The sequence below is a fragment of the Steroidobacter sp. genome, assembly GCF_036406195.1.
In the GTDB taxonomy this organism is placed as follows: Bacteria; Pseudomonadota; Gammaproteobacteria; order Steroidobacterales; family Steroidobacteraceae; genus Steroidobacter.
This window is the reverse complement of the sequence record NZ_DASWVW010000016.1, coordinates 293,490-311,590: the sequence shown is the minus strand read 5'-3', so window position 1 is coordinate 311,590 and position 18,101 is coordinate 293,490. Positions and strand designations below refer to the sequence as shown.

The following is an 18,101-nucleotide window of genomic DNA, read 5'->3' as shown; positions in this document are numbered from 1 at the left end:
TTAAATTATTGAACGGATCAAGACATTGCGGCGTAATTGCCGGGATGAGGGCCAGCCCGCCACCACAATTCGAGGACAAGTTCATGTCTCAGTCCCCCACCCCGGCGTTCGATTGGCAGGATCCGTTCCAGCTCGATGAACAGCTCAGCGACGAGGAAAAGATGATCCGCGACTCCGCGCGGGCCTTCGCGCAGGAGACCTTGCTGCCGAGAGTCACCGAGGACTATTTGAAAGAGCGCACCGACGTGAACATCTTCCGGCAGTACGGCGAGATGGGGTTGCTCGGCGTGACTCTGCCGGCGCAATACGGCGGGGCCGACGCATCGTATGTGGCCTATGGACTGGTGGCCCGCGAGATCGAGCGAGTCGACTCGGGCTACCGCTCGATGATGAGCGTGCAGTCCTCGCTCGTCATGCATCCGATCTACGCCTTCGGCAGCGAGCAGCAGCGGCAGAAGTACCTGCCGGGCCTGGCCAAGGGCGAGCTCATCGGCTGCTTCGGCCTGACCGAGCCGGGCGCCGGCTCCGATCCTGCCAGCATGCGCACCCGTGCGGAGAAGACCGCGAACGGCTATCGCCTGACGGGCTCCAAGATGTGGATCACCAACAGCCCCATCGCCGACGTGTTCGTGGTGTGGGCGAAATCCGCCGCCCACGACAATGCCATTCGCGGCTTCGTGCTGGAGAAAGGCATGAAGGGCCTTTCGGCCCCGAAGATCGAAGGCAAGCTGTCGCTGCGTGCATCGATCACCGGCGAGATCGTCATGGATGGCGTCGAGGTCGGCGAGGAACATCTGCTACCGGGCGTCGCCGGCCTGCGCGGTCCGTTCGAATGTTTGAATCGCGCCCGCTATGGCATCGCCTGGGGCGTGATGGGCGCTGCCGAGGATTGCTGGCATCGTGCTCGCAACTACGGCATGGAGCGGATTCAGTTCAACCGCCCGCTGGCGCAAACACAGCTGTTCCAGAAAAAGCTCGCGGACATGCAGACCGAGATTGCGCTGGGCCTGCAAGCCGCGCTGCGCGTCGGGCAACTGTTCGACAGCGGCAAGATGGCGCCGGAAATGATCTCTCTCATCAAGCGCAACAACTGCGGCAAGGCGTTGGATATCGCACGCGCGGCTCGCGACATGCACGGTGGCAACGGCATCAGCAGCGAATATCACGTCATCCGCCATTCGCAGAACCTCGAGACGGTCAACACCTACGAGGGTACGCACGACGTTCACGCGCTGATCCTCGGCCGCGCCCAAACGGGTCTGCAAGCCTTTTTCTGAGGTAAGCAAGTGACTGCTCCGCTGGCGGGACTGAAAGTCGTCGAGTTGGCGCGCATTCTGGCCGGTCCTTGGATCGGCCAGACGCTCGCGGATCTCGGTGCGGACGTGATCAAGGTGGAAGCCCCGGAAGGCGATGACACTCGCAGCTGGGGTCCGCCGTTCATACATCGCGAAGACGGCACGCGCGATGCCGTCTACTTTCTTTCCTGCAATCGCGGCAAACGATCCGTGGTCGCCGATTTCAGCAAGCCAGCAGATCGCGAGATGGTGCTGCAGTTGATCGATAGCGCGGACGTCGTCATCGAGAACTTCAAGACCGGCGGGCTGAAAAAATTCGGCCTCGACTACCCTACGCTCGCGCAGCGTCACCCGCGGCTGGTGTATTGCTCGGTCACCGGCTTCGGCCAGGACGGTCCCTACGCTCGGCGCGCCGGCTACGACGCGATGATCCAGGGACTCAGCGGCATCATGGATCTGACCGGCGATCCGAACGGCGAGCCGCAAAAGACCGGGGTCGCGTTCATGGACATCATAACGGGACTCTACGGCACGATCGCGATTCAAGCCGCGTTGGCTCAGCGCGAGCGCACGGGTCGCGGCCAGCATGTCGACATGGCGTTGCTGGATGTGGGTGTCAGCGTGCTCGCCAATCAGGCGCTCAACTATCTGGTGTCCGGCAAGGTGCCGCGGCGCATGGGCAACGCCCATCCCAACATCGTTCCCTATCAAACCTTTGCCGTGGCCGATGGCTACGTGATGATCGCAGTCGGCAACGACTCGCAGTACCGGAAATTGTGCGAAGTGCTCGAGCGTCCGCAACTCGGCGTCGATCCGCGGTTTGCGACCAATGAAGATAGAGTGCGCGAGCGGTCGGTGCTGATCCCGATTCTCGGTGAGTTGATGCTGAAGTATCCGAGCGCGGTGCTGCTGGCGCGGCTCGAACAAGCTGGCGTGCCGGCGGGACCCATCAACACTGTCGAGGATGTCTTCAAGGATCCTCAAGTCAAGCATCGTCAGATGGCAGTAAGCATTCCCGCGCCTGACGTGGTCGGTGGCACTGTTCCGTCGGTACCCTCGCCGATGAAATTTTCCGATGCGCAGCTGTCGCTATCGAAGCCGCCGCCGCGGCTCGGCGAACACACCGAAGAGATCCGGCGGGAGCTGGGCCTGCCGGATCGCTGACTCCGTCGAGGCGCGCCGCCTCAGTTGACGCGAATGATCTTGCCGCCCGTTTGCAGCTCGATCGCGCCATAGTCGCATCGCCCCTGTTGCCGCCGGAACATGCTGTTGGCGATCAGCCAGATGCGTTCGATGCGCGTTGGCGGCGCCACAACTCTCGGATCGTGGGTCTCGTCCCGCTTGCCGATCGTGCCGACGAAACGCTCGTAGTAGGTGTGGAGCGGGCGCTCCTCATCCATCCATCGGCCCAGCGATTCGCTGCCCGACCGCGCGACCACGTGCGTTTCTCGTGCCGTCCAGGTCGGAATGGGACAGCGGAAGCCGGTGTCGACCGGAAGTTGTGAGCTCCAGAAGAATGCCAGGTCCTGTCCGTTGTCGAATTCAACCGCAATGCTGAGATAGTCGTGGTTCTCCAGCGTGTTCTCCGGTAGCTGGCACGGGAACGTCTCCATCTTCCAGGACCAGCACAGGCGAGTGTCGGGCGAGAGCGGTACCGAAACATTCTTGTGCAGAATGGCGGCATCCCGCTGCGTGTAGCACGTAATCGACGGGCGCTGGGCCGGAGAATCGGGTCCTGTGCCATAGATTTCGGACTGCCCGAGAAACCACAGATATTCCCAGCCCTCTGGCGGCTTGACCGCGTGCTGCAGTCGGTCGATCTCGGACGCGAGCAACGAGCTCACATCGCCGAGCGCCACCATTCGCTTCAATCCATCCAGCGGATGATCTGCCCAGCGCAGCACCAGAATCTCCAGGCCGCCTTGCATCATCCGATACGCCTCCGTGCCGACGGCCATGGCGCCCGTGCGTGTGGTCCATTCCCCTGGAAAATAGCTGCCGAAGTAGAGTCGTCCCGGCTGGCTCGCCATGAATGAATGCGATTGGCGAGTGCCCCGGAAGATATGCCCTGATTCGCCGACGCGATACCAAAGCTGCATGTCCGGATAGAAACGCAGATCGTGCTCGCTCGGAAGAACCGCGTGCCCCACGGCGAGTACGGTCACGTGTTCGCCAGCACGCAAGTCCAGGCCCGTATCAAACCATGGCGGCTCGTTCGCGGGGACGGAGAAGAACGCATGTCCCTGCACGGTGTTTGCAGGCAATTTCTCCAGCAGCGTGGACAGGCCGGAGCGGAAATCCTCCGGCGTCGGGTCGGTCGTCGGTTTTCTCAGAGAGACGGCTACGCTGGACATGCAACATCCTCCCCGGCATCAGTGCCGTCCCAAACGCTAACGATGGCAACGTCGCGTTGTATTGGAAAAAAGCGGCAGTCAAGCCCTTGGCTGGATGGCGCCGGCCGCCGCGTTCCTGACAGACGTTGGCGCTGCCGCCAGGTCCACCAGGCCGGAGAACCGAAAGGTCGGCGAGACCCGAATCCGTGGATAGAGCGTCTCGGGTGTCATTCCATACAGCTCCAGAAAATCATGAATCATGTGGCTCTGATCGTAGTACCCCACGGCATGCGCCACTTCGGCCCAATTTGGCAGCCGGGCTTTCTCCAGGATGGCGCGACGCAAGCGAATGACGCGTGAGACTTTCTTGGGAGTCGCGCCAATCTGCTCGACAAAGCGGCGCTCCAGCGTCCGCTTGCTCAAACTCACGCTGCGCGCCAGATCCGCCACCCTGTAGTTTCCTCCGGAGGCGACCAGTTGCTCGCAGGCTCGCCGCACCAGCGAGTCCTCGTGGTATGGCTCGAAAATGGAAAGTAGATATTGCTCGATGAATGCGACGCGGTCTTCCGCTGCCGGCAGGCGCGCCAGACGGTCCTCGATGCGCTCGATGAAATATTTCGGAAAGATGTCCCGGCAATCGACGCGCTTGTCAGCACACTCCTTCACGACGCCGCGACGGAAAACATTCAGGCCCCAAGGTGTCAGCCGCGCCGTCACTCCTGAAATGGTGCCGGGACCACCCAGGTCGCTGCGAAAGCTCTGAAATCCTGCCACGCCGCTGCGCGTTCGATAGGTCCGGGTCCTATGCGCCGTCAGCAATGGGTCCTGGTAGAGAAAACACAGGTAGGTCGCGGTATCCGGCAGGATGGAAAGATACGCGCTGGTCTCGCCGGTGAGATTTTCGTAGTCCCAATAGACATCCACATAGGGCGCCAGCAATGGACACGGACGAAAGACTCTCAATGTCATGACATGCTCCTGGCTTCGCGCTGCGGCTCGGGCAGTCGAGGCAAGTCCCGGGACGGGATGGGAGCGGTCAGTATAGTCCTATGTGCATCCTGACTGGATGTTTCGCGCGGCGTCGGCGTGAGGATGGGCCGAGCACCAGATCGCTCGGCCCGCGTTTATTTCAGCGCCGTTTTGACCGTTATTTATTCTTCGGAGCGCGCAGCGCGTCAACTACTTCCTGGGGCGCGGTCTTGAGCGAGCCCGAGTTGAACGGCGGATGCGGGTCATACTCGATAGCCAGCTGCGCCATCATCGCGCATCGTACAAGTCGGCGATCAAAGCCAGTGTCAAATCGATACCGGCGGACACGCCGGCGGAGGTCCAATACTTGCCATCGCGCACCCAGCGCTCTTGAACGAATTGCGGGCCCGCTGCCCGCCGCCTTCGCGGCCATAGCACCGCTGTTCCTGTTCGGATACCACCTGACGCGAAAGAAACATGCGCAGATCATCTCCGAGCTGGAGCTACGCAACGCGCAGAAACCCTAGAAAGCCTCAAAACTTCACCCGGGCGCCGACGCTATAGCGCGGGCCATTCTCGTAGAAGCCAATGGGAATCCCATCGTCGGTGCGCTGAAAGATGACTTCATTGGTGAGATTGACCGCCGAGACGAACACCGCGATGTCCTCCGTCAGATTCCAGCTCGCCGTTGCGTCGAGCTGTTACGAGTGCTTTGCGCTTGTCTCGGGTACGGCAATTTTTCGGCGGGGAGAGAATGAGCGATGGCGGATCGCACCCGATCCGCCATCGCGTCAGCCGATCAGGGCATGAGGACGAAGTCCCACACCTCGCCGCCCGTGGTCATCGGGCCGCTGATCTTGGTCGCCTGGCCCGGATGGCTCAGTGCCACGTCGTACAGCTCGATCGTCGCGCTCTGCTGAGCGGCCGTGTACACGATGCGAGTGAAGTCCTCGGCATACTTGAAGTAGTACACGCCGTCCGAGCTCATCGGTGCACTCACCTTCGTGGCAGTGTCCGGCTGAGCCAGGGCGACCTCGTAGATCTCCCACACATCGGCCGCGTCCTGCTCCGCCAGATAGGCAACTCGGGAATCGTCTCCGGTCAACCGGAAATTCTCCACGTCGCCACCGGCAATCAACGGCTGGTTGAGCTTGGTGGTGACGCCCGGCGTCGCAAGCTTCACCTGGTACAGCTCGGCGATGTCCACCTGCTCCTGATCGGCGCGATAGACGATGAAACTGCTGTCGGAGCTGAACTGGTAGTCGGTATGCACCCTGCCGCCGGCCACCAGGGTTGAATTCAACTTGACCGACTGGCCCGGCGCATTCAGAGCGACCGTGTACAGCTCGATCAATCCGTCGGTGTCCTGGTCGGCGCAGTAGGCCACGCGCTGCGAATCCGGGCTGAACTTGAAGCGGCACACATCCCCGGTGCTGCCCATCGGCCCGCTGACCTTGGTCGCCGAGCCCAACGCATCGGTCGCAACCACGTACAGTTCCAGCGTTTCGTCCGTATCCTGATCCGCGACGTAACCGATCTTCGTGCCATCGGCCGAGAAGCGGAATTCGGCGGAGACGTTGCCGCCCGCCGTCAGCGGTGCATTCACCTTCTGCGCCTGGCCGGGGGAGCCTACGTCGACCAGGTACAGCTCGAGTACGCCAGCAGTGTCCTCATCGGCGCGATACAAGACCTTCGAGCTGTCGGGGCTGAAGGCATAGTTGCCCCGCACCCAGCCGCTCGGGGGCAGCGCGCCGTTGAGCTTCTGGGCATTGCCGGGATTGGCGACGTTGACGAGGTACAGCTCGTAGACATCATCCGCGTCCACGTCGGCGCGATACGCCACCTTGGTGCCGTCCGGGCTGGTCTCGAAATCGATCACGTCCCGATTCGGCGTCAATGTCTGGCTGAGCCGCGTGGACGAGCCGGGGTTGGAGAACGAGGTCATGAACAGCTCGTTGCGGCCGAGCACGTTCTGATCGGCGCGATACACCACCGCGTTGCCGGAAGCCAGGATGTCGTAGTCGGACACCCAGCCGCCGGCCACCAGCGGCGCATTGATCTTGGTCACGCTGCCGGGCGAGCCGGGAATGCTCAGGTACAGCTCGTCCATGTCGTTCGTGTCCTGATCGGCGAGATACAGGACTGGCTCCAGCATGCTCGCCGGCCCGCCGCTGTTGCCGCCGTTGTTGCCGCCCGTACCTGTATCACCGCTGCCGCCAGTGTTACCACTGCTGCCCCCGGTGTTACCGCTGCTGCCCCCGGAGTTGGAAGAGCCAGTCGAACCGGACGCGCCGCCCGATCCACCGCCGCCGCAGCCCGTCAGCAGCACTGCGAGCAAACCCACCGACAATGCGCTCCGGCAAGCCGCCGCGACGCTGCTCTTCATTGAACCTTCAATAGCTCTGCACATCGACACCATGGCACTATCCTCACGTTTAAGAACAACCAGCGCGCCTGTAAAGTTTTTCGGCGCCGGCCATCAATCGAGGGCCGTTGCTGGAGTAATCGGAATCGGGCCGCGGAACCCGACACGATTTTTCGCGAGACAAGCCATGCCTGACCTTTTGGCCAATGCGCAGACACAGCTGGAGCCGCTGATCCGCTCGGCGGAGACCGGCGATGCGTCGGCTCGCCAGCAGCTGTTCGGAACGTTGTATGGAGAGCTCAGGCGCATCGCCCAGCGCGAGCTGCGACAGCGGGGCGCCTCGCTGACCCTGGGTGCCACGACATTGCTGCACGAGGCTTATCTCAACATCGCTCATCGCGAGGGCGTGCCGGTGATCGACCGTTCGCGTTTTCTCGGCTATGCGTCGCGAGCCATGCGTGGACTGGTCATCGACTATGCGCGAGCGCGGCAGGCGTTGAAGCGAGGCAGCGGCTTCGATCTCACGAGCCTGCCGACCGAGATTCCGGAAGCGGCCGCCGAGCACGGCGAGCTGGAGCGCATCGGCGAGGCTGTCGAAACCCTGGCGGACATCGATCCGGCGCTGGCGCAAGTCGTCGATCTGAAATTTTTCTGCGGCTACTCGTTCGTCGAGATCGCCGCGATGCGCGGTGTTTCCGAACGGACCGTGCAACGCGATTGGGAGAAAGCTCGCATCTTCCTGCACCGGGCGATACAGGCGCCGTCGTCATTGATCTGATCGCCAGCGCGTCTGAATCAGAATGCCTTGGCGCGCACAGTGTCGGGATGCGAGTCACCCAATGTTTCCACGAGGTGTTGCGCAGCCTCCCCGGCCTTGGCGACCGCGGCCGCTTCGACGCCCGCCGCCTTTTCCACATCGGCCAGCTGCAACAGCGCCAACCCAGTCAAGCTGGAGTAGCGCTTCGATCCCTGCAGCTTGCGGCAGATCGATAGCGCCCGCTCGACATCCGCGCGCGCCGACTCGATATCCCCAAGTTTCACATGAAGATCGGCGCGTGCATTCAATGCGCGCGCGACCGGAGCGACCGCCATCCCACGCTGATCGAAGAAGTCGATGACCGCCGACTGATGCGCCAGCGCGGTGGGCAGTTCTCCTCGCGCGGCGGCCAGGCGTCCTTTGATGTGCAGGATGGACACGGCCGGCACGCTATCGGCTGGAATCATTGCGCCGTAGTCACGATCGACCACGGCCAGCTCACGCTCGGCGCGCTCGATGTCCCCGCGCAAAAGATAGGTGCCGGCGCGATTGACCAGCGAGTGCGTCACCGACGCCATGTTGTTGTTTCGAGTTGCAGCCGCGAAAGCCGCATCGAATGCCTCGATCGCTTCGTCATAGCGCGCCAGCGAGGCCAACGCCAAAGCACGATTGCTCAGCAGGTAGGTTGGCAGCTCGCCGTGCAAGGCGCGTTTCGAGGCGATACTCAATGCTTCATCGTAGTTCTCGAGCGCACGCCGGTTGTCGCCTGCCGCAAAGCTCGCGATGCCCCAATTGTTCCTCAACGAAAACGTCGCCGGACTTTCGGCGCGACCGATCGCCGCATAGCGTGCCAGCGCCTCGGCATAGTAACGATCGGCCTCCGCCGTGTTGCCGCTCAAGTAGTGGCCATAGGCGATGTCGCCCAGCAGGGATGCTTCCATATCAGGCTTGCGGACCGCAGCTCGTTGCAACTGCGCTTGCGCCTGCAACACATAATCGAGCGCGCTCCTGGCATCGTTGAAGTTGTGCGCCACATAGGCGCGCTTCTGCAGACAACGCGTCGCGGCGAGCGGATCGACCTGGCTCAACGCGATGCCTTGCTCCATCGCTGCGAGCGCCTGGTCTCTCTGGTTCATCAGCGCCAGCGCATGCCCGTTGTTACAGATGACGGACGCTTTGAGCGCGGGGTCGGTGCTGTTCGCGGAAAGTTCCAAGGCGCGGTCCAGCAGCGGCTGCGCCTTGGTCGGATTGCCCGCCGACAAATAATATTCCGCCAGCAGATCGAGAATCGCCGCCTGGTGATCCTGGTTGCCGTAGCTGGCCATCAAGATCTCCTGGCTGCGATCGAGCAGCTCGGACACGCGCACCGGCTGATCGTCGGCCGCGACTTCGGTCAGCATGCCGGTGACGAAGTCCAGCACCGCCGCATTCCGCACCGACAGCGCGAGCGCGCGATCGCGCTGCCTCGTCGCCTCCTGCGCTTGCCGGAACGACACCACCGCCGCCACCACGATGGCTGTGACAACGAGCGAAGCGGCGGCCACCGGCAACGCATTGCGCACGACGAATTTTCGCAAGCGATACGCCACGGAATCCGGGCGTGCGCTGACCGGTTGATTGTTGAGATACCGCTGCAAGTCCTGAGCGAGGCTGTCCGCCGTCGGATAACGCTCCTCGGGTGCTTTCTTGAGCGCCTTGCCCAGAATGTTGTCGAGGTCGCCACGCAGGATGCGAGCGCGGAGCGAGGCATCGGCCGTCACTTCGCTATCGCCGGCGCTGTCTGCGACAGCGGCGCTGGGTCGCTTGGGCTCCGTATCGAGCACGGCCCGCATCCGTTCGGCCGGCGTCGTAACGCCGCCGGCGGTCGGGTGCTTGCCGGTCAACAAGTAATAGAGCATCACGCCGAGCGCATAGACATCGGTGGCGGTCGTGACCTCTTCGCCGCGGATCTGCTCCGGCGCGGCGTAGTCCGGCGTGAACACGCGACCGGCGAGTTGTGTCATCTCGCCGGCGGCGCCCGAGCCTTCGTCGAGGAGCTTGGCGATCCCGAAGTCGAGCAGCTTCACCTGGCCTTCGTTCGTCACCAGGATGTTGGAGGGCTTCAGATCCCGATGCAGGATCAACTTGCCGTGCGCATGACTGACCGCCGCCAGCACCTGCAGGAACAACTTGATGCGGGCATCGGTATCGAGCCCGCGATCGCGACACCACGCGTCGAGCGGCTGGCCTTCCACGTATTCCAGGACCAGGTACGGCTGGCCCGATTCGGTCAGGCCCGCATCCAGCAGGTGCGCGATGTTGGGATGCTTCAGGCGCGCCAGCACATGCCCTTCGCGCTCGAAGCGCATGCGCCCCGACGGGCCCATCGCCGGCAGGCTCAGGAACTTGATCGCGGCCTGGCCTTCGAACCGGCCGTCGCTTCGATGCGCCAGCCACACCGAACCCATGCCGCCTTCGCCGATCTGGTGGTCCAACGTGTAGCGATCGATGACCTGGCCGGCCAGCCCCACCGGCAACGGCAACGACGGCCCCGCTTCCAGAAATCCGGCTCGCTCCACCGTGGCGTGCTCGGCCAGCAGGCTCTCCAGTTCTTCGGCGAGCGCACGATCCTGCGCGGCGATCTGGCGCAGCCGCGCTTGTCTCGCCACCAACGGAGTGTCGAGCAACTCGTCCAGCAAAGGGCTCAACGCCCGCCAGCGCGGACCGTCGATGGGGTTCATGAGACGGATCGGATACCTTGCAGCGATGCGCGCGAGTATAGCGAGTCACGCTTCGCCGCAGGCGATGAGCCCGGTCCGGGCTGTTGTCAGGTCCTCCGTTGACCTGTTCCCGCCGGCAGACCGAGCCGCTCGATGACCGCATCTCGAACCGCGCTGCGCCGGACTTTGCCGGCATCGTCCCGCAGTTGCTCGTTGACGAATTCGATGGAGCGCGGCACCTTGTAACGAACCAGCCGCTCGTTGATGAACAGCAGCAGCTCGTCGGGCGTGATGCCCGGCATGGCATGCACCACGGCGTGCACGCGCTGCCCCAGGTCGGCGTCGGGAATGCCGACGACGGCGCACGATTGCACCAGCGGATGCGAGTCGATCACCGCTTCCACTTCGGCCGGATACACGTTGGCACCGCCTGAAACGATCATGTCAGTGCGCCGGTCGCTGATGTACAGATAGCCCTGCTCGTCCATCCAGCCCAGGTCGCCGAGCGTTTCCCAACCGTCCTTCTGCCTTTTCTGCGCGCCGACGTAGTGATAGCTGGGCGGAGCGCCCGGCGGTCCACGCATATATATCTCGCCGACCTCGCCGGGCGCCGCGACTTCACCGGCTTCGTTGAGCACTCTCATGTCGCCGCCGAACGCCGGCTTGCCCACCGAGCCGGGATGCTCGAGCCATTCCTTGCCGTTGATGCAGGTCACCGCGATGGATTCGGTGCCGCCGTAGATCTCCCAGATTTTCTCCGCCCCGATCAGATCGATCCACGCCTGCTTGAGCCACGGCGGACACGGCGCGGCCATGTGCCACAGCAAGCGCACCGAGGACAGATCGAAACGCCGCGGCTGCTCCTCGATGACCTTCAGCATGCGCGACATCATCGTGGGCACCAGGTTGAGCACGGTGACGCGCTGCTCCTGGATCACCTGCAGCGCCTTTTCGGCGTCGAACTTGGGCATGACCACCAGGTGCTGTCCCAGCAGCAGCCCGCCCATGGAGAAGATGAAAGGCGAGTTGTGATACAGCGGGCCGCAGATCAGCGGGCGATCGTCCGGCCGCATGAAGTACGCCATGGCCATGCCCGCGGGACCTTCGGCGGGCGTGCCGCTCAGGATCAACTTGGGACGGCCGGTGCTGCCGCCCGAAGTGACCGCCTTGGAGATGGGCGACACGCGCTCTTGCAGCGGCGCATCGCTCAGCGCAGCGTCCGGTTGGAAACCCACCGGCAAACATTGCCGGCCCGGATGATCCTGCGGGCTGGCGCCGACCACCAGCTTGGAGTTGGCCAGGTCCACGATGGCCTGGCGCTCCACTTGCGGCAGGCGATGCGACACCATCTGCGGGACCGCGCCCACTTTCCAGCAAGCCAGCAGCGCCTCGAAGAACGCGATGGAGTTGGGCAGCGCCAGCGTGACGCAATCTCCCAGCGTCACGCCTGCAGCCTCGAACGCGCGCGCCAGCCTGTTGCTGGCCTTGTCGAGCTGACCTCGTGTGACAGTCACGCCTTCGCAGGTGATGACCGGCGCGTCGGGCGCCGATTCCGCCAGCTCGCGCAGAATGCGTACGTAAGGTTTTACTTTGGTGAGTTCATCCATAGTCGGCACCGCGATCGGCAACACTTCCCCCGACGCCGCAAGCTACAGGATGGGCATCGGCGTTTCCCCCTTCCATTGGTAGGGGCTCACCCATGCGGCGCATCCCCACCAAACGGCAGGGTGCCACGGTGCGCCGCTGCCTCTACATTCACGACTGCGCCGCACGACGCCCGCCCCGCCCAAACCCCGCGACAGATGCCCCACCATGACTGACGAGCCGCTTCGAGATCTCACGTATCCGTGGGGAAGAACCCATGCGCCCCCGGGTGAGAGTCCGCTGCAAGTGGCTCCGGGCGTGTACTGGGCGCGCTTTCCCATGCCCGGCTCGCTGGATCACATCAACCTGTGGTTGCTGGAAGACGGCGAGGGCTGGACCATCGTCGACACCTGCCTCGACGTGCCCGCCAGCCGCCAGCTCTGGGAGCGATTGTTGGCCGGCTTCATGGGCGGCCAGCCGCTGAAGCGCGTCATCTGCACCCATATGCATCCCGATCACGTCGGCCTCGCCGGCTGGCTGTGCGAACGCTTCGGCAGCCAGCTGCTGATGACGCGCCAGGAATTCCTGATGTGCAAGGTGATGCTCGGCGGCCTCGGCAACGCGGTACCGAAGTCAACGATCGATTTCTATCGCGCGGCTGGCTACGGCCCGCGCGAGTTGGAGGACCTGGAGCGTCGCTTCGGCAGCTTCAGTTCCGCCATCCATTCCCTTCCCGATCGCTACTGGCGACTGGCTGAAGGCGACGAGCTTTGCATCGGCGCCCACCGATGGCAGGTCGTCATCGGCAACGGTCATTCCCCCGAGCACGCCTGCCTGTACTGTCCCGAGCTGAAGCTCTTGATCTCGGGCGATCAAGTGCTGCCCAACATCACGTCCAACGTGAGCGTGCTGCCGCTCGAGCCGCAGGCGAATCCGCTGCGAGATTGGCTGGACTCCTGCCGCCGACTCCGGCAAACGCTGCCTGCGGACCTGCTCGTCCTGCCGGCGCACGAATTTCCCTTCCACGGCCTCGAGCTGAGGCTGACGCAGCTCATCGACTCGCAGGAGCGCGACCTGCGGTTGCTATGGGAGTTTCTCGACACGCCCAAGCGTGCCGTGGACTGCTTTCCAGTGCTGTTCAAGCGAGAGGTCCGCGGCGCCCACAAGGGCATGGCCACGGGCGAGGCCCTGGCCCACATGAACTACCTCGTCGAGATGAAACAAATCTCCCGCGTCACGGATGACGAAGGCGTGCATTGGTATCGTCGATAAGTCTCGCGACAACCTTCAGGGCATCGACGCCGGGATCTCACCGCGCACGAAATCGGCGGCGCGCTCGCCAATCATGATCGAAGTAGCATTCGTGTGCCCGCCGATCAGCGTGGGCATGACAGAAGCGTCCGCGACTCGCAAGCCTTGCAGGCCGTGCACGCGCAGCTGCGGATCGACCACGCTTTCGGCGTCGACACCCATTCGGCAAGTGCAGGCCGGATGCTGCGCCGTGACGACCGCGGAGCGAATGAACTCCTTCACGCCAGCGGCATCCTCGACACCGCGTCCCGGCAGTGCTTCCTCGCCCACGAACCGTTGCATCGAGCCGGCCGACATCAAATCCCGTGTCCAGCCGATCGCATGCCGCAGCAGCTCCGCATCGTGATCGGACTGAAGCAGATTGAATTGGATCGCGGGAGGCTCATGCGGATTCGCCGACCGCAATCGCACGCTGCCGCGACTCTCCGGCTGCAGCACGATGTTGTAGATGCTCAGCAAGTCCGCGCCCGGCGGGCGAATACCGGGAAACCAGACCTTGGCGTCGAGGCTGGTCGGGATCAGCACGAACTCCAGGTCCGGCCGTGCCAGCGACGGCTGCGAACGATAATAGGCCACCGACGACAGCGGCTGCGTGGCCAGGAAACCCTTGCCGGTAAGCATCCAACGCAAGGCAGCCCAGGCGATTCGGTCGGCGCGCGTAGCGGATCGCACCAACAATGGCTGCTTGCTACGAAACACCATCGGAACCAGCGGATGATCCTGCAGACCCGTGCCCACGCCGGGCAGATCGGCGACGACGGAAATCCCATGCCGCCGCAAATGCTCGGCCGGCCCGACGCCGGAGAGCATCAATAAATGCGGCGAGCCATAGGCGCCGCCACAAAGAATGGTTTCGCGGGAGCAAGACGCCGTGAATGCCTTTTCACCGACGCGGTACTCCACACCGGTCGCACGCGTGCCCTTGAACAAGATGCGCGTAGCGTGCGCACCAGTGACCACGTGCAAATTGGCACGGTCGCGCACAGGAGCAAGGAATGCGCTCGCAGTGCTGGAGCGCCGGCCCTTGCCGACAGTCAGATCGGGCAGACCGAAGCCTTCATGCGATCCTGCTTCGAAGTCGTCGACCACGGGATAGCCCAGCTCGACCGCGGTTTGTTTGATCGCATGCGCCAGCGGATCGTCGTTGGAAATGCGCGAAACACCCATGGCCCCGTCCGCGCCGTGCCACGTGCTCGCGCCGCGATCGCTTCGTTCCGACTTTCGGAAGTAAGAAAGCACGTCGTCATACGACCAGCCGGCGGCCCCCAATCGCACCCATTCGTCGTAATCGCGCGCGTGACCCCGCGAATAGATCATTCCGTTGACGGACGACGATCCGCCCAACACCTTGCCTCTGGGGATGTGAATGGACCGCGCGTTGGCGTGCGGCTCCGGCTCGGAGCGATAGCCCCAGTCGAACAGCGCCAATTGCCGGATCAACCGGAAACCCAGCGGCATGCGGATCAGCAGGCTCTTGTCCGGTGCGCCCGCCTCCAGCAACAGCACCGAGTACTTCGCACCTTCGCTGAGCCGTGCCGCCACCACCGCGCCCGCGGAGCCGCCGCCCACGACGATGAAGTCGAAGCTCTGATTCATTCTACGATCCAGTCTCGAGCAAGCGCTCGGCCGCTTCCGCATCGATGCCGCTTTCCAGAAGTATCTGCCGGCCGTGCTCGCCGAGCCGCGGCGGCAAAGTCACCTTCGGCCGCTCGCCGTTGAACAGCACCGGCACGCCGGGCATGCGAACCGCGCCGATGGCAGGATCGTGCAGCATGCTGAAGAATCCAACCTCGCGCAGGTGCGGGTCCGAAAGCAGTTGCTCCAGCGACTGGATGGACGCGGCCGGAATACCCAGACGTTCGCAAGCCGCCAGCCAGTCGGCGGAGCGCTTGTTCACGAGCAACGAAGAAGCGATTTCATACAGCTCGTCGATGTGAGCCGTGCGCAGGGCGATCGACGCAAAGCGCGGGTCGGCGAGCAACTCATCGGCGCCTGCTTCCTGGAAGAAGTCGCGCCAGTGCGCGTCGGTGTACGGCATCATGCAGATGTAGCCGTCCAGCGTCTTGAAGGGACGCCGGTGGCGCGACAGGGCTCGTGCATAGCCGGTCGACGAGATGGGCGGCTCGAACTGATGGCCGTACAGGTGCTCGACCAGGTTGAAGGCGGCCATGCATTCGAACATGGGAACCTCGACCACGCTGCCGCGGCCGCTGGCCGCGCGCCCGGCCAGCGCCGCAACGATGGCCAGCGCGGCAATCAATCCCGTGGTCTTGTCCGCCGTCACCGTGGGGAAATATCTCGGCTCGCCGCCCTGCCGGCGCATGAGATCGGCGCATCCCGACAATCCCTGGATGATGTCGTCGTAGGCCGGCTTGCCGCCATACGGTCCCGCTTCGCCGAAGCCATGCAAGCCGGCATAGACGAGCCGCGGATTCCTTGCTTGCAAAGCATCCGCTCCAAGACCGAGCCGCGCCAGCTTCTGCGGCCGGATGTTGTGCATGAACACGTCCGCGCCATCGACCAGCTTCAGCAACGCATCGCGCTGCGCCTCGCATTTCAAGTCGAGCACGATGCTGCGCTTGTTGCGATTGGTGCCGAAGAACAGCGCCGCCATGCCGGGCTCGATCGACGGGCCGGTCTGTCGCGTCGAGTCGCCTCCCGGCGCTTCGACCTTGATGACATCGGCGCCGAGATCGCCGAGCCACTGGCCGGCCAACGGTCCCATCGCGACCGTCGTCAGATCGATCACGCGAATGCCGGAGAGCGGCGCAGTCATCCGGCCTGTTCCGTCGCGGGACGGCCGGCGAGCATGCGCTTGGAGGTGTAGCGCAGGACCAGCGTTTCGTCCTGGTTGTAGATGGAGATCAACGAATCGACGACGGCGCGGCCCTTGCTCGAGGTCGGGCGAACGCCGGTGATCTCGATCACGGCGTAGATCGTGTCGTTGACGCGCACCGGTGCAATCGCTTCCTGCGCGCACGCCAGCATCGCGATGCCGGTTCCCCTGATCAGCGACTGAACGATGAAGCCTTCGATGAGGGAATAGGTCAGCGCCGCCGGCACGGGCCGCCCGCCCATGGGACCGGCGGCGGTCGCGTCGAGGAACGTGCTGTCGATCATGCCGGTCAACGTGACGAATTGAACCAGGTCGGTCTCGGTCACCGTGCGGCGGCAGGTGCGAAACTTCCGGCCGACGTCCAGGTCCTGCCAGAACAATCCCTGCCCGATCAGCGTCGGCGACGGCGACGGCGCTTCCGGGCCCGGTGCCGGCCACTTGACGTCAGACATCGAGATTGAGCACCAGGGTCTTGAGCTCGGTGAAGGACTCGATGGCCGCAAAGCCGCCTTCGCGGCCGATGCCCGAGCGCTTGATTCCACCCATCGGCGAATGCGGGCTGCTTGCATAGCCGTTGATGCCGACGGAGCCACTGCGAATCGCGCGCGCCACACGGAACGCTCGCGTGATATCCGTCGTGAACACGCACCCGGCGAGGCCATACTCGCTGTCGTTGGCGATAGCGACGGCTTCTTCTTCGCTGTCGAAGGGAATGACGCTGAGCACCGGCCCGAAAATCTCTTCGCGGGCGATGGTCATGTCGTTGCGAACGTCGACGAACAGCGCCGGGTTGATCCAGTTGCCATTGGCCAGCTCGCCGCCGGGCGTATCGCCGCCGAAGCACAGCGTCGCGCCTTCGCGCTTGCCGCTGTCGATATAGCCCAGCACGCGCGCGACTTGCCGCTTGGAGATGATGGGTGCGGCGTTGGTATCCGGATCGAACGGATCGCCGAAGCGAACGGTCTGCACCTGCTGGCCGGCATGCTCGACGAATTCATCGAGCACCGAGCGGTGCACGATCGCGCGGCTCGGTGTCGAACAGATCTGGCCCGACAGGAACGTGGAGCACAGCCCCATCAAGGTGCGCGCCGCGGCCGGAACGCTGCGGGCATCCGGAAACACGATGCCGGCGCTCTTGCCGCCGAGCTCCAGCGACAGCCGCTTCATGTTCCGGCCGCTGGTGCTCATGATCTGCTCGCCCACCGCCGCGCTGCCGGTGAAGGACACCTTGTCGACACCTGGATGCGTTACGAGCGCGGCTCCCGTCTGCGCACCGCCGGTGATGAAATTGAACACGCCGGGCGGCAAATCGCTGCTGGCAAGAATCTTCGCCAGGCGCTCGACCGCAAGATTGGTGTACTCCGAAGGCTTGACCACGACCGTGCAGCCGCAGGCCAGCGCAGCACCGACCTTGATTGCAAACATCGCCAGCGGCGCATTGAAGGCCAGGATGGCGGCCGCGACACCGACCGGTTCCCGAAACGACAGGTAATGCATGTTGGAGTCGGAGGAGAACCGCGGGTACGTTTCTCCGGTGATCTTGTCGCACCAGCCGGCATAGTGATCGAAGATGTCCGCCGCGGCCTTGGCCGAAACGCGCGAGCCGCGGCTGAATTTGTACGGGATGCCGTTGTCCAGCGTCTGCAGCTGCGCCAGCTCTTCTTCGGCCGCATGAATGCGCTCGATGATCGGCTGGAGAATGCGCTTGCGATCCTGCGCCGGCATGCGCGGCCAGGGTCCCTTGTCGAAAGCTTCGCGCGCCGCCGCGACCGCGCGATCGACGCCGCTTTGCCCGGCTTCGATGAAGCTGGTCATCACCTCGTTGGTCGCCGGGTGCACCTGTTCGGAACGCTGGCCGCCATCGAGCCACTCGCCGCCAATGAACAGCTTGCCTGGCTGCACCCGCAGCTGCTCGCGCACCGATCGAAGACTCGTCGCCAAAGGACCTTCCC

At 63.8% G+C, this 18,101-nt stretch carries 14 protein-coding genes; 4 read left to right on the top strand and 10 right to left on the bottom strand.

Going from position 1 to position 18,101, the window contains the following annotated elements; all coding sequences use genetic code 11:
- The first annotated feature begins 83 nt into the window (after window positions 1-83).
- Together VGE08_RS06775 and VGE08_RS06770 are read left to right on the top strand one after the other, a co-directional pair.
- The gene (locus VGE08_RS06775) at window positions 84-1,277 is read left to right on the top strand and encodes an acyl-CoA dehydrogenase (protein WP_331067094.1); all 1,194 of its coding nucleotides are present in this window, start codon (window positions 84-86) and stop codon (window positions 1,275-1,277) included.
- 9 nt (window positions 1,278-1,286) lie between these two features.
- Window positions 1,287-2,459: a CaiB/BaiF CoA-transferase family protein gene (locus VGE08_RS06770; RefSeq protein WP_331067093.1), complete on the top strand. Its 1,173-nt coding sequence runs from the start codon at window positions 1,287-1,289 to the stop codon at window positions 2,457-2,459.
- Window positions 2,460-2,479: 20 nt separating this feature from the next.
- On the opposite strand, the gene VGE08_RS06765 is transcribed toward VGE08_RS06770, so the two are convergent.
- The 4 genes from VGE08_RS06765 to VGE08_RS06750 all read right to left on the bottom strand — a co-directional run bounded on the left by VGE08_RS06765 (window position 2,480) and on the right by VGE08_RS06750 (window position 6,983).
- Window positions 2,480-3,649 (bottom strand): DUF3047 domain-containing protein, encoded by a 1,170-nt coding sequence (locus VGE08_RS06765; RefSeq protein ID WP_331067092.1) that lies wholly within the window; start codon window positions 3,647-3,649, stop codon window positions 2,480-2,482.
- Between the two features lie 78 nt (window positions 3,650-3,727).
- Window positions 3,728-4,597 (bottom strand): helix-turn-helix transcriptional regulator, encoded by an 870-nt coding sequence (locus tag VGE08_RS06760; RefSeq protein WP_331067091.1) that lies wholly within the window; start codon window positions 4,595-4,597, stop codon window positions 3,728-3,730.
- A gap of 533 nt (window positions 4,598-5,130) precedes the next feature.
- Entirely contained in the window at window positions 5,131-5,253 is a 123-nt protein-coding gene (locus VGE08_RS06755) for a hypothetical protein (RefSeq protein WP_331067090.1), read from the bottom strand.
- Window positions 5,254-5,396: 143 nt separating this feature from the next.
- Window positions 5,397-6,983, bottom strand: coding sequence for a hypothetical protein (locus VGE08_RS06750; RefSeq protein ID WP_331067089.1), 1,587 nt, complete (start codon window positions 6,981-6,983; stop codon window positions 5,397-5,399).
- A gap of 166 nt (window positions 6,984-7,149) precedes the next feature.
- Here VGE08_RS06750 and VGE08_RS06745 point away from each other — a divergent pair, with 166 nt between their 5' ends.
- Window positions 7,150-7,740: an ECF-type sigma factor gene (locus VGE08_RS06745; protein ID WP_331067088.1), complete on the top strand. Its 591-nt coding sequence runs from the start codon at window positions 7,150-7,152 to the stop codon at window positions 7,738-7,740.
- A gap of 17 nt (window positions 7,741-7,757) precedes the next feature.
- Here the strand turns inward: VGE08_RS06745 and VGE08_RS06740 are convergent, their stop codons facing one another.
- Both VGE08_RS06740 and VGE08_RS06735 read right to left on the bottom strand, forming a co-directional pair.
- Window positions 7,758-10,439: a serine/threonine-protein kinase gene (locus VGE08_RS06740; RefSeq protein WP_331067087.1), complete on the bottom strand. Its 2,682-nt coding sequence runs from the start codon at window positions 10,437-10,439 to the stop codon at window positions 7,758-7,760.
- An 86-nt stretch (window positions 10,440-10,525) separates the two neighbouring features.
- Window positions 10,526-12,025 carry an AMP-binding protein gene (locus tag VGE08_RS06735; RefSeq protein WP_331067086.1) on the bottom strand — a complete coding sequence of 500 codons (1,500 nt, stop codon included), beginning with the start codon at window positions 12,023-12,025 and terminating at the stop codon, window positions 10,526-10,528.
- A 205-nt stretch (window positions 12,026-12,230) separates the two neighbouring features.
- Here VGE08_RS06735 and VGE08_RS06730 point away from each other — a divergent pair, with 205 nt between their 5' ends.
- Window positions 12,231-13,274, top strand: coding sequence for an MBL fold metallo-hydrolase (locus tag VGE08_RS06730; protein WP_331067085.1), 1,044 nt, complete (start codon window positions 12,231-12,233; stop codon window positions 13,272-13,274).
- A gap of 15 nt (window positions 13,275-13,289) precedes the next feature.
- Here the strand turns inward: VGE08_RS06730 and VGE08_RS06725 are convergent, their stop codons facing one another.
- The 4 genes from VGE08_RS06725 to VGE08_RS06710 are packed head-to-tail and all read right to left on the bottom strand — an operon-like array spanning window position 13,290 to window position 18,090.
- Complete coding sequence (locus VGE08_RS06725) at window positions 13,290-14,909, bottom strand: GMC family oxidoreductase (protein ID WP_331067084.1); 1,620 nt, start codon at window positions 14,907-14,909, stop codon at window positions 13,290-13,292.
- 1 nt (window position 14,910) lies between these two features.
- Window positions 14,911-16,089: a CoA transferase gene (locus VGE08_RS06720; RefSeq protein WP_331067083.1), complete on the bottom strand. Its 1,179-nt coding sequence runs from the start codon at window positions 16,087-16,089 to the stop codon at window positions 14,911-14,913.
- Window positions 16,086-16,601: a hypothetical protein gene (locus VGE08_RS06715; RefSeq protein WP_331067082.1), complete on the bottom strand. Its 516-nt coding sequence runs from the start codon at window positions 16,599-16,601 to the stop codon at window positions 16,086-16,088. Before VGE08_RS06715 ends, VGE08_RS06720 begins: the two co-directional genes overlap by 4 nt.
- Entirely contained in the window at window positions 16,594-18,090 is a 1,497-nt protein-coding gene (locus VGE08_RS06710) for an aldehyde dehydrogenase family protein (protein ID WP_331067081.1), read from the bottom strand. The genes VGE08_RS06715 and VGE08_RS06710 overlap by 8 nt, the downstream gene beginning before the upstream one ends.
- Between the last annotated feature and the right edge of the window lie 11 nt (window positions 18,091-18,101).

What these genes read in the sequence shown, in the direction of transcription:
- VGE08_RS06775 (WP_331067094.1), top strand. Translation starts at nt 84, where the DNA reads ATGTCTCAGTCCCCCACCCCGGCGTTCGATTGGCAGGATCCGTTCCAG.
- VGE08_RS06765 (WP_331067092.1), bottom strand. Translation starts at nt 3,649, where the DNA reads ATGTCCAGCGTAGCCGTCTCTCTGAGAAAACCGACGACCGACCCGACG.
- VGE08_RS06760 (WP_331067091.1), bottom strand. Translation starts at nt 4,597, where the DNA reads ATGACATTGAGAGTCTTTCGTCCGTGTCCATTGCTGGCGCCCTATGTG.
- VGE08_RS06750 (WP_331067089.1), bottom strand. Translation starts at nt 6,983, where the DNA reads ATGAAGAGCAGCGTCGCGGCGGCTTGCCGGAGCGCATTGTCGGTGGGT.
- VGE08_RS06745 (WP_331067088.1), top strand. Translation starts at nt 7,150, where the DNA reads ATGCCTGACCTTTTGGCCAATGCGCAGACACAGCTGGAGCCGCTGATC.
- VGE08_RS06740 (WP_331067087.1), bottom strand. Translation starts at nt 10,439, where the DNA reads ATGAACCCCATCGACGGTCCGCGCTGGCGGGCGTTGAGCCCTTTGCTG.
- VGE08_RS06735 (WP_331067086.1), bottom strand. Translation starts at nt 12,025, where the DNA reads ATGGATGAACTCACCAAAGTAAAACCTTACGTACGCATTCTGCGCGAG.
- VGE08_RS06730 (WP_331067085.1), top strand. Translation starts at nt 12,231, where the DNA reads ATGACTGACGAGCCGCTTCGAGATCTCACGTATCCGTGGGGAAGAACC.
- VGE08_RS06725 (WP_331067084.1), bottom strand. Translation starts at nt 14,909, where the DNA reads ATGAATCAGAGCTTCGACTTCATCGTCGTGGGCGGCGGCTCCGCGGGC.
- VGE08_RS06720 (WP_331067083.1), bottom strand. Translation starts at nt 16,089, where the DNA reads ATGACTGCGCCGCTCTCCGGCATTCGCGTGATCGATCTGACGACGGTC.
- VGE08_RS06715 (WP_331067082.1), bottom strand. Translation starts at nt 16,601, where the DNA reads ATGTCTGACGTCAAGTGGCCGGCACCGGGCCCGGAAGCGCCGTCGCCG.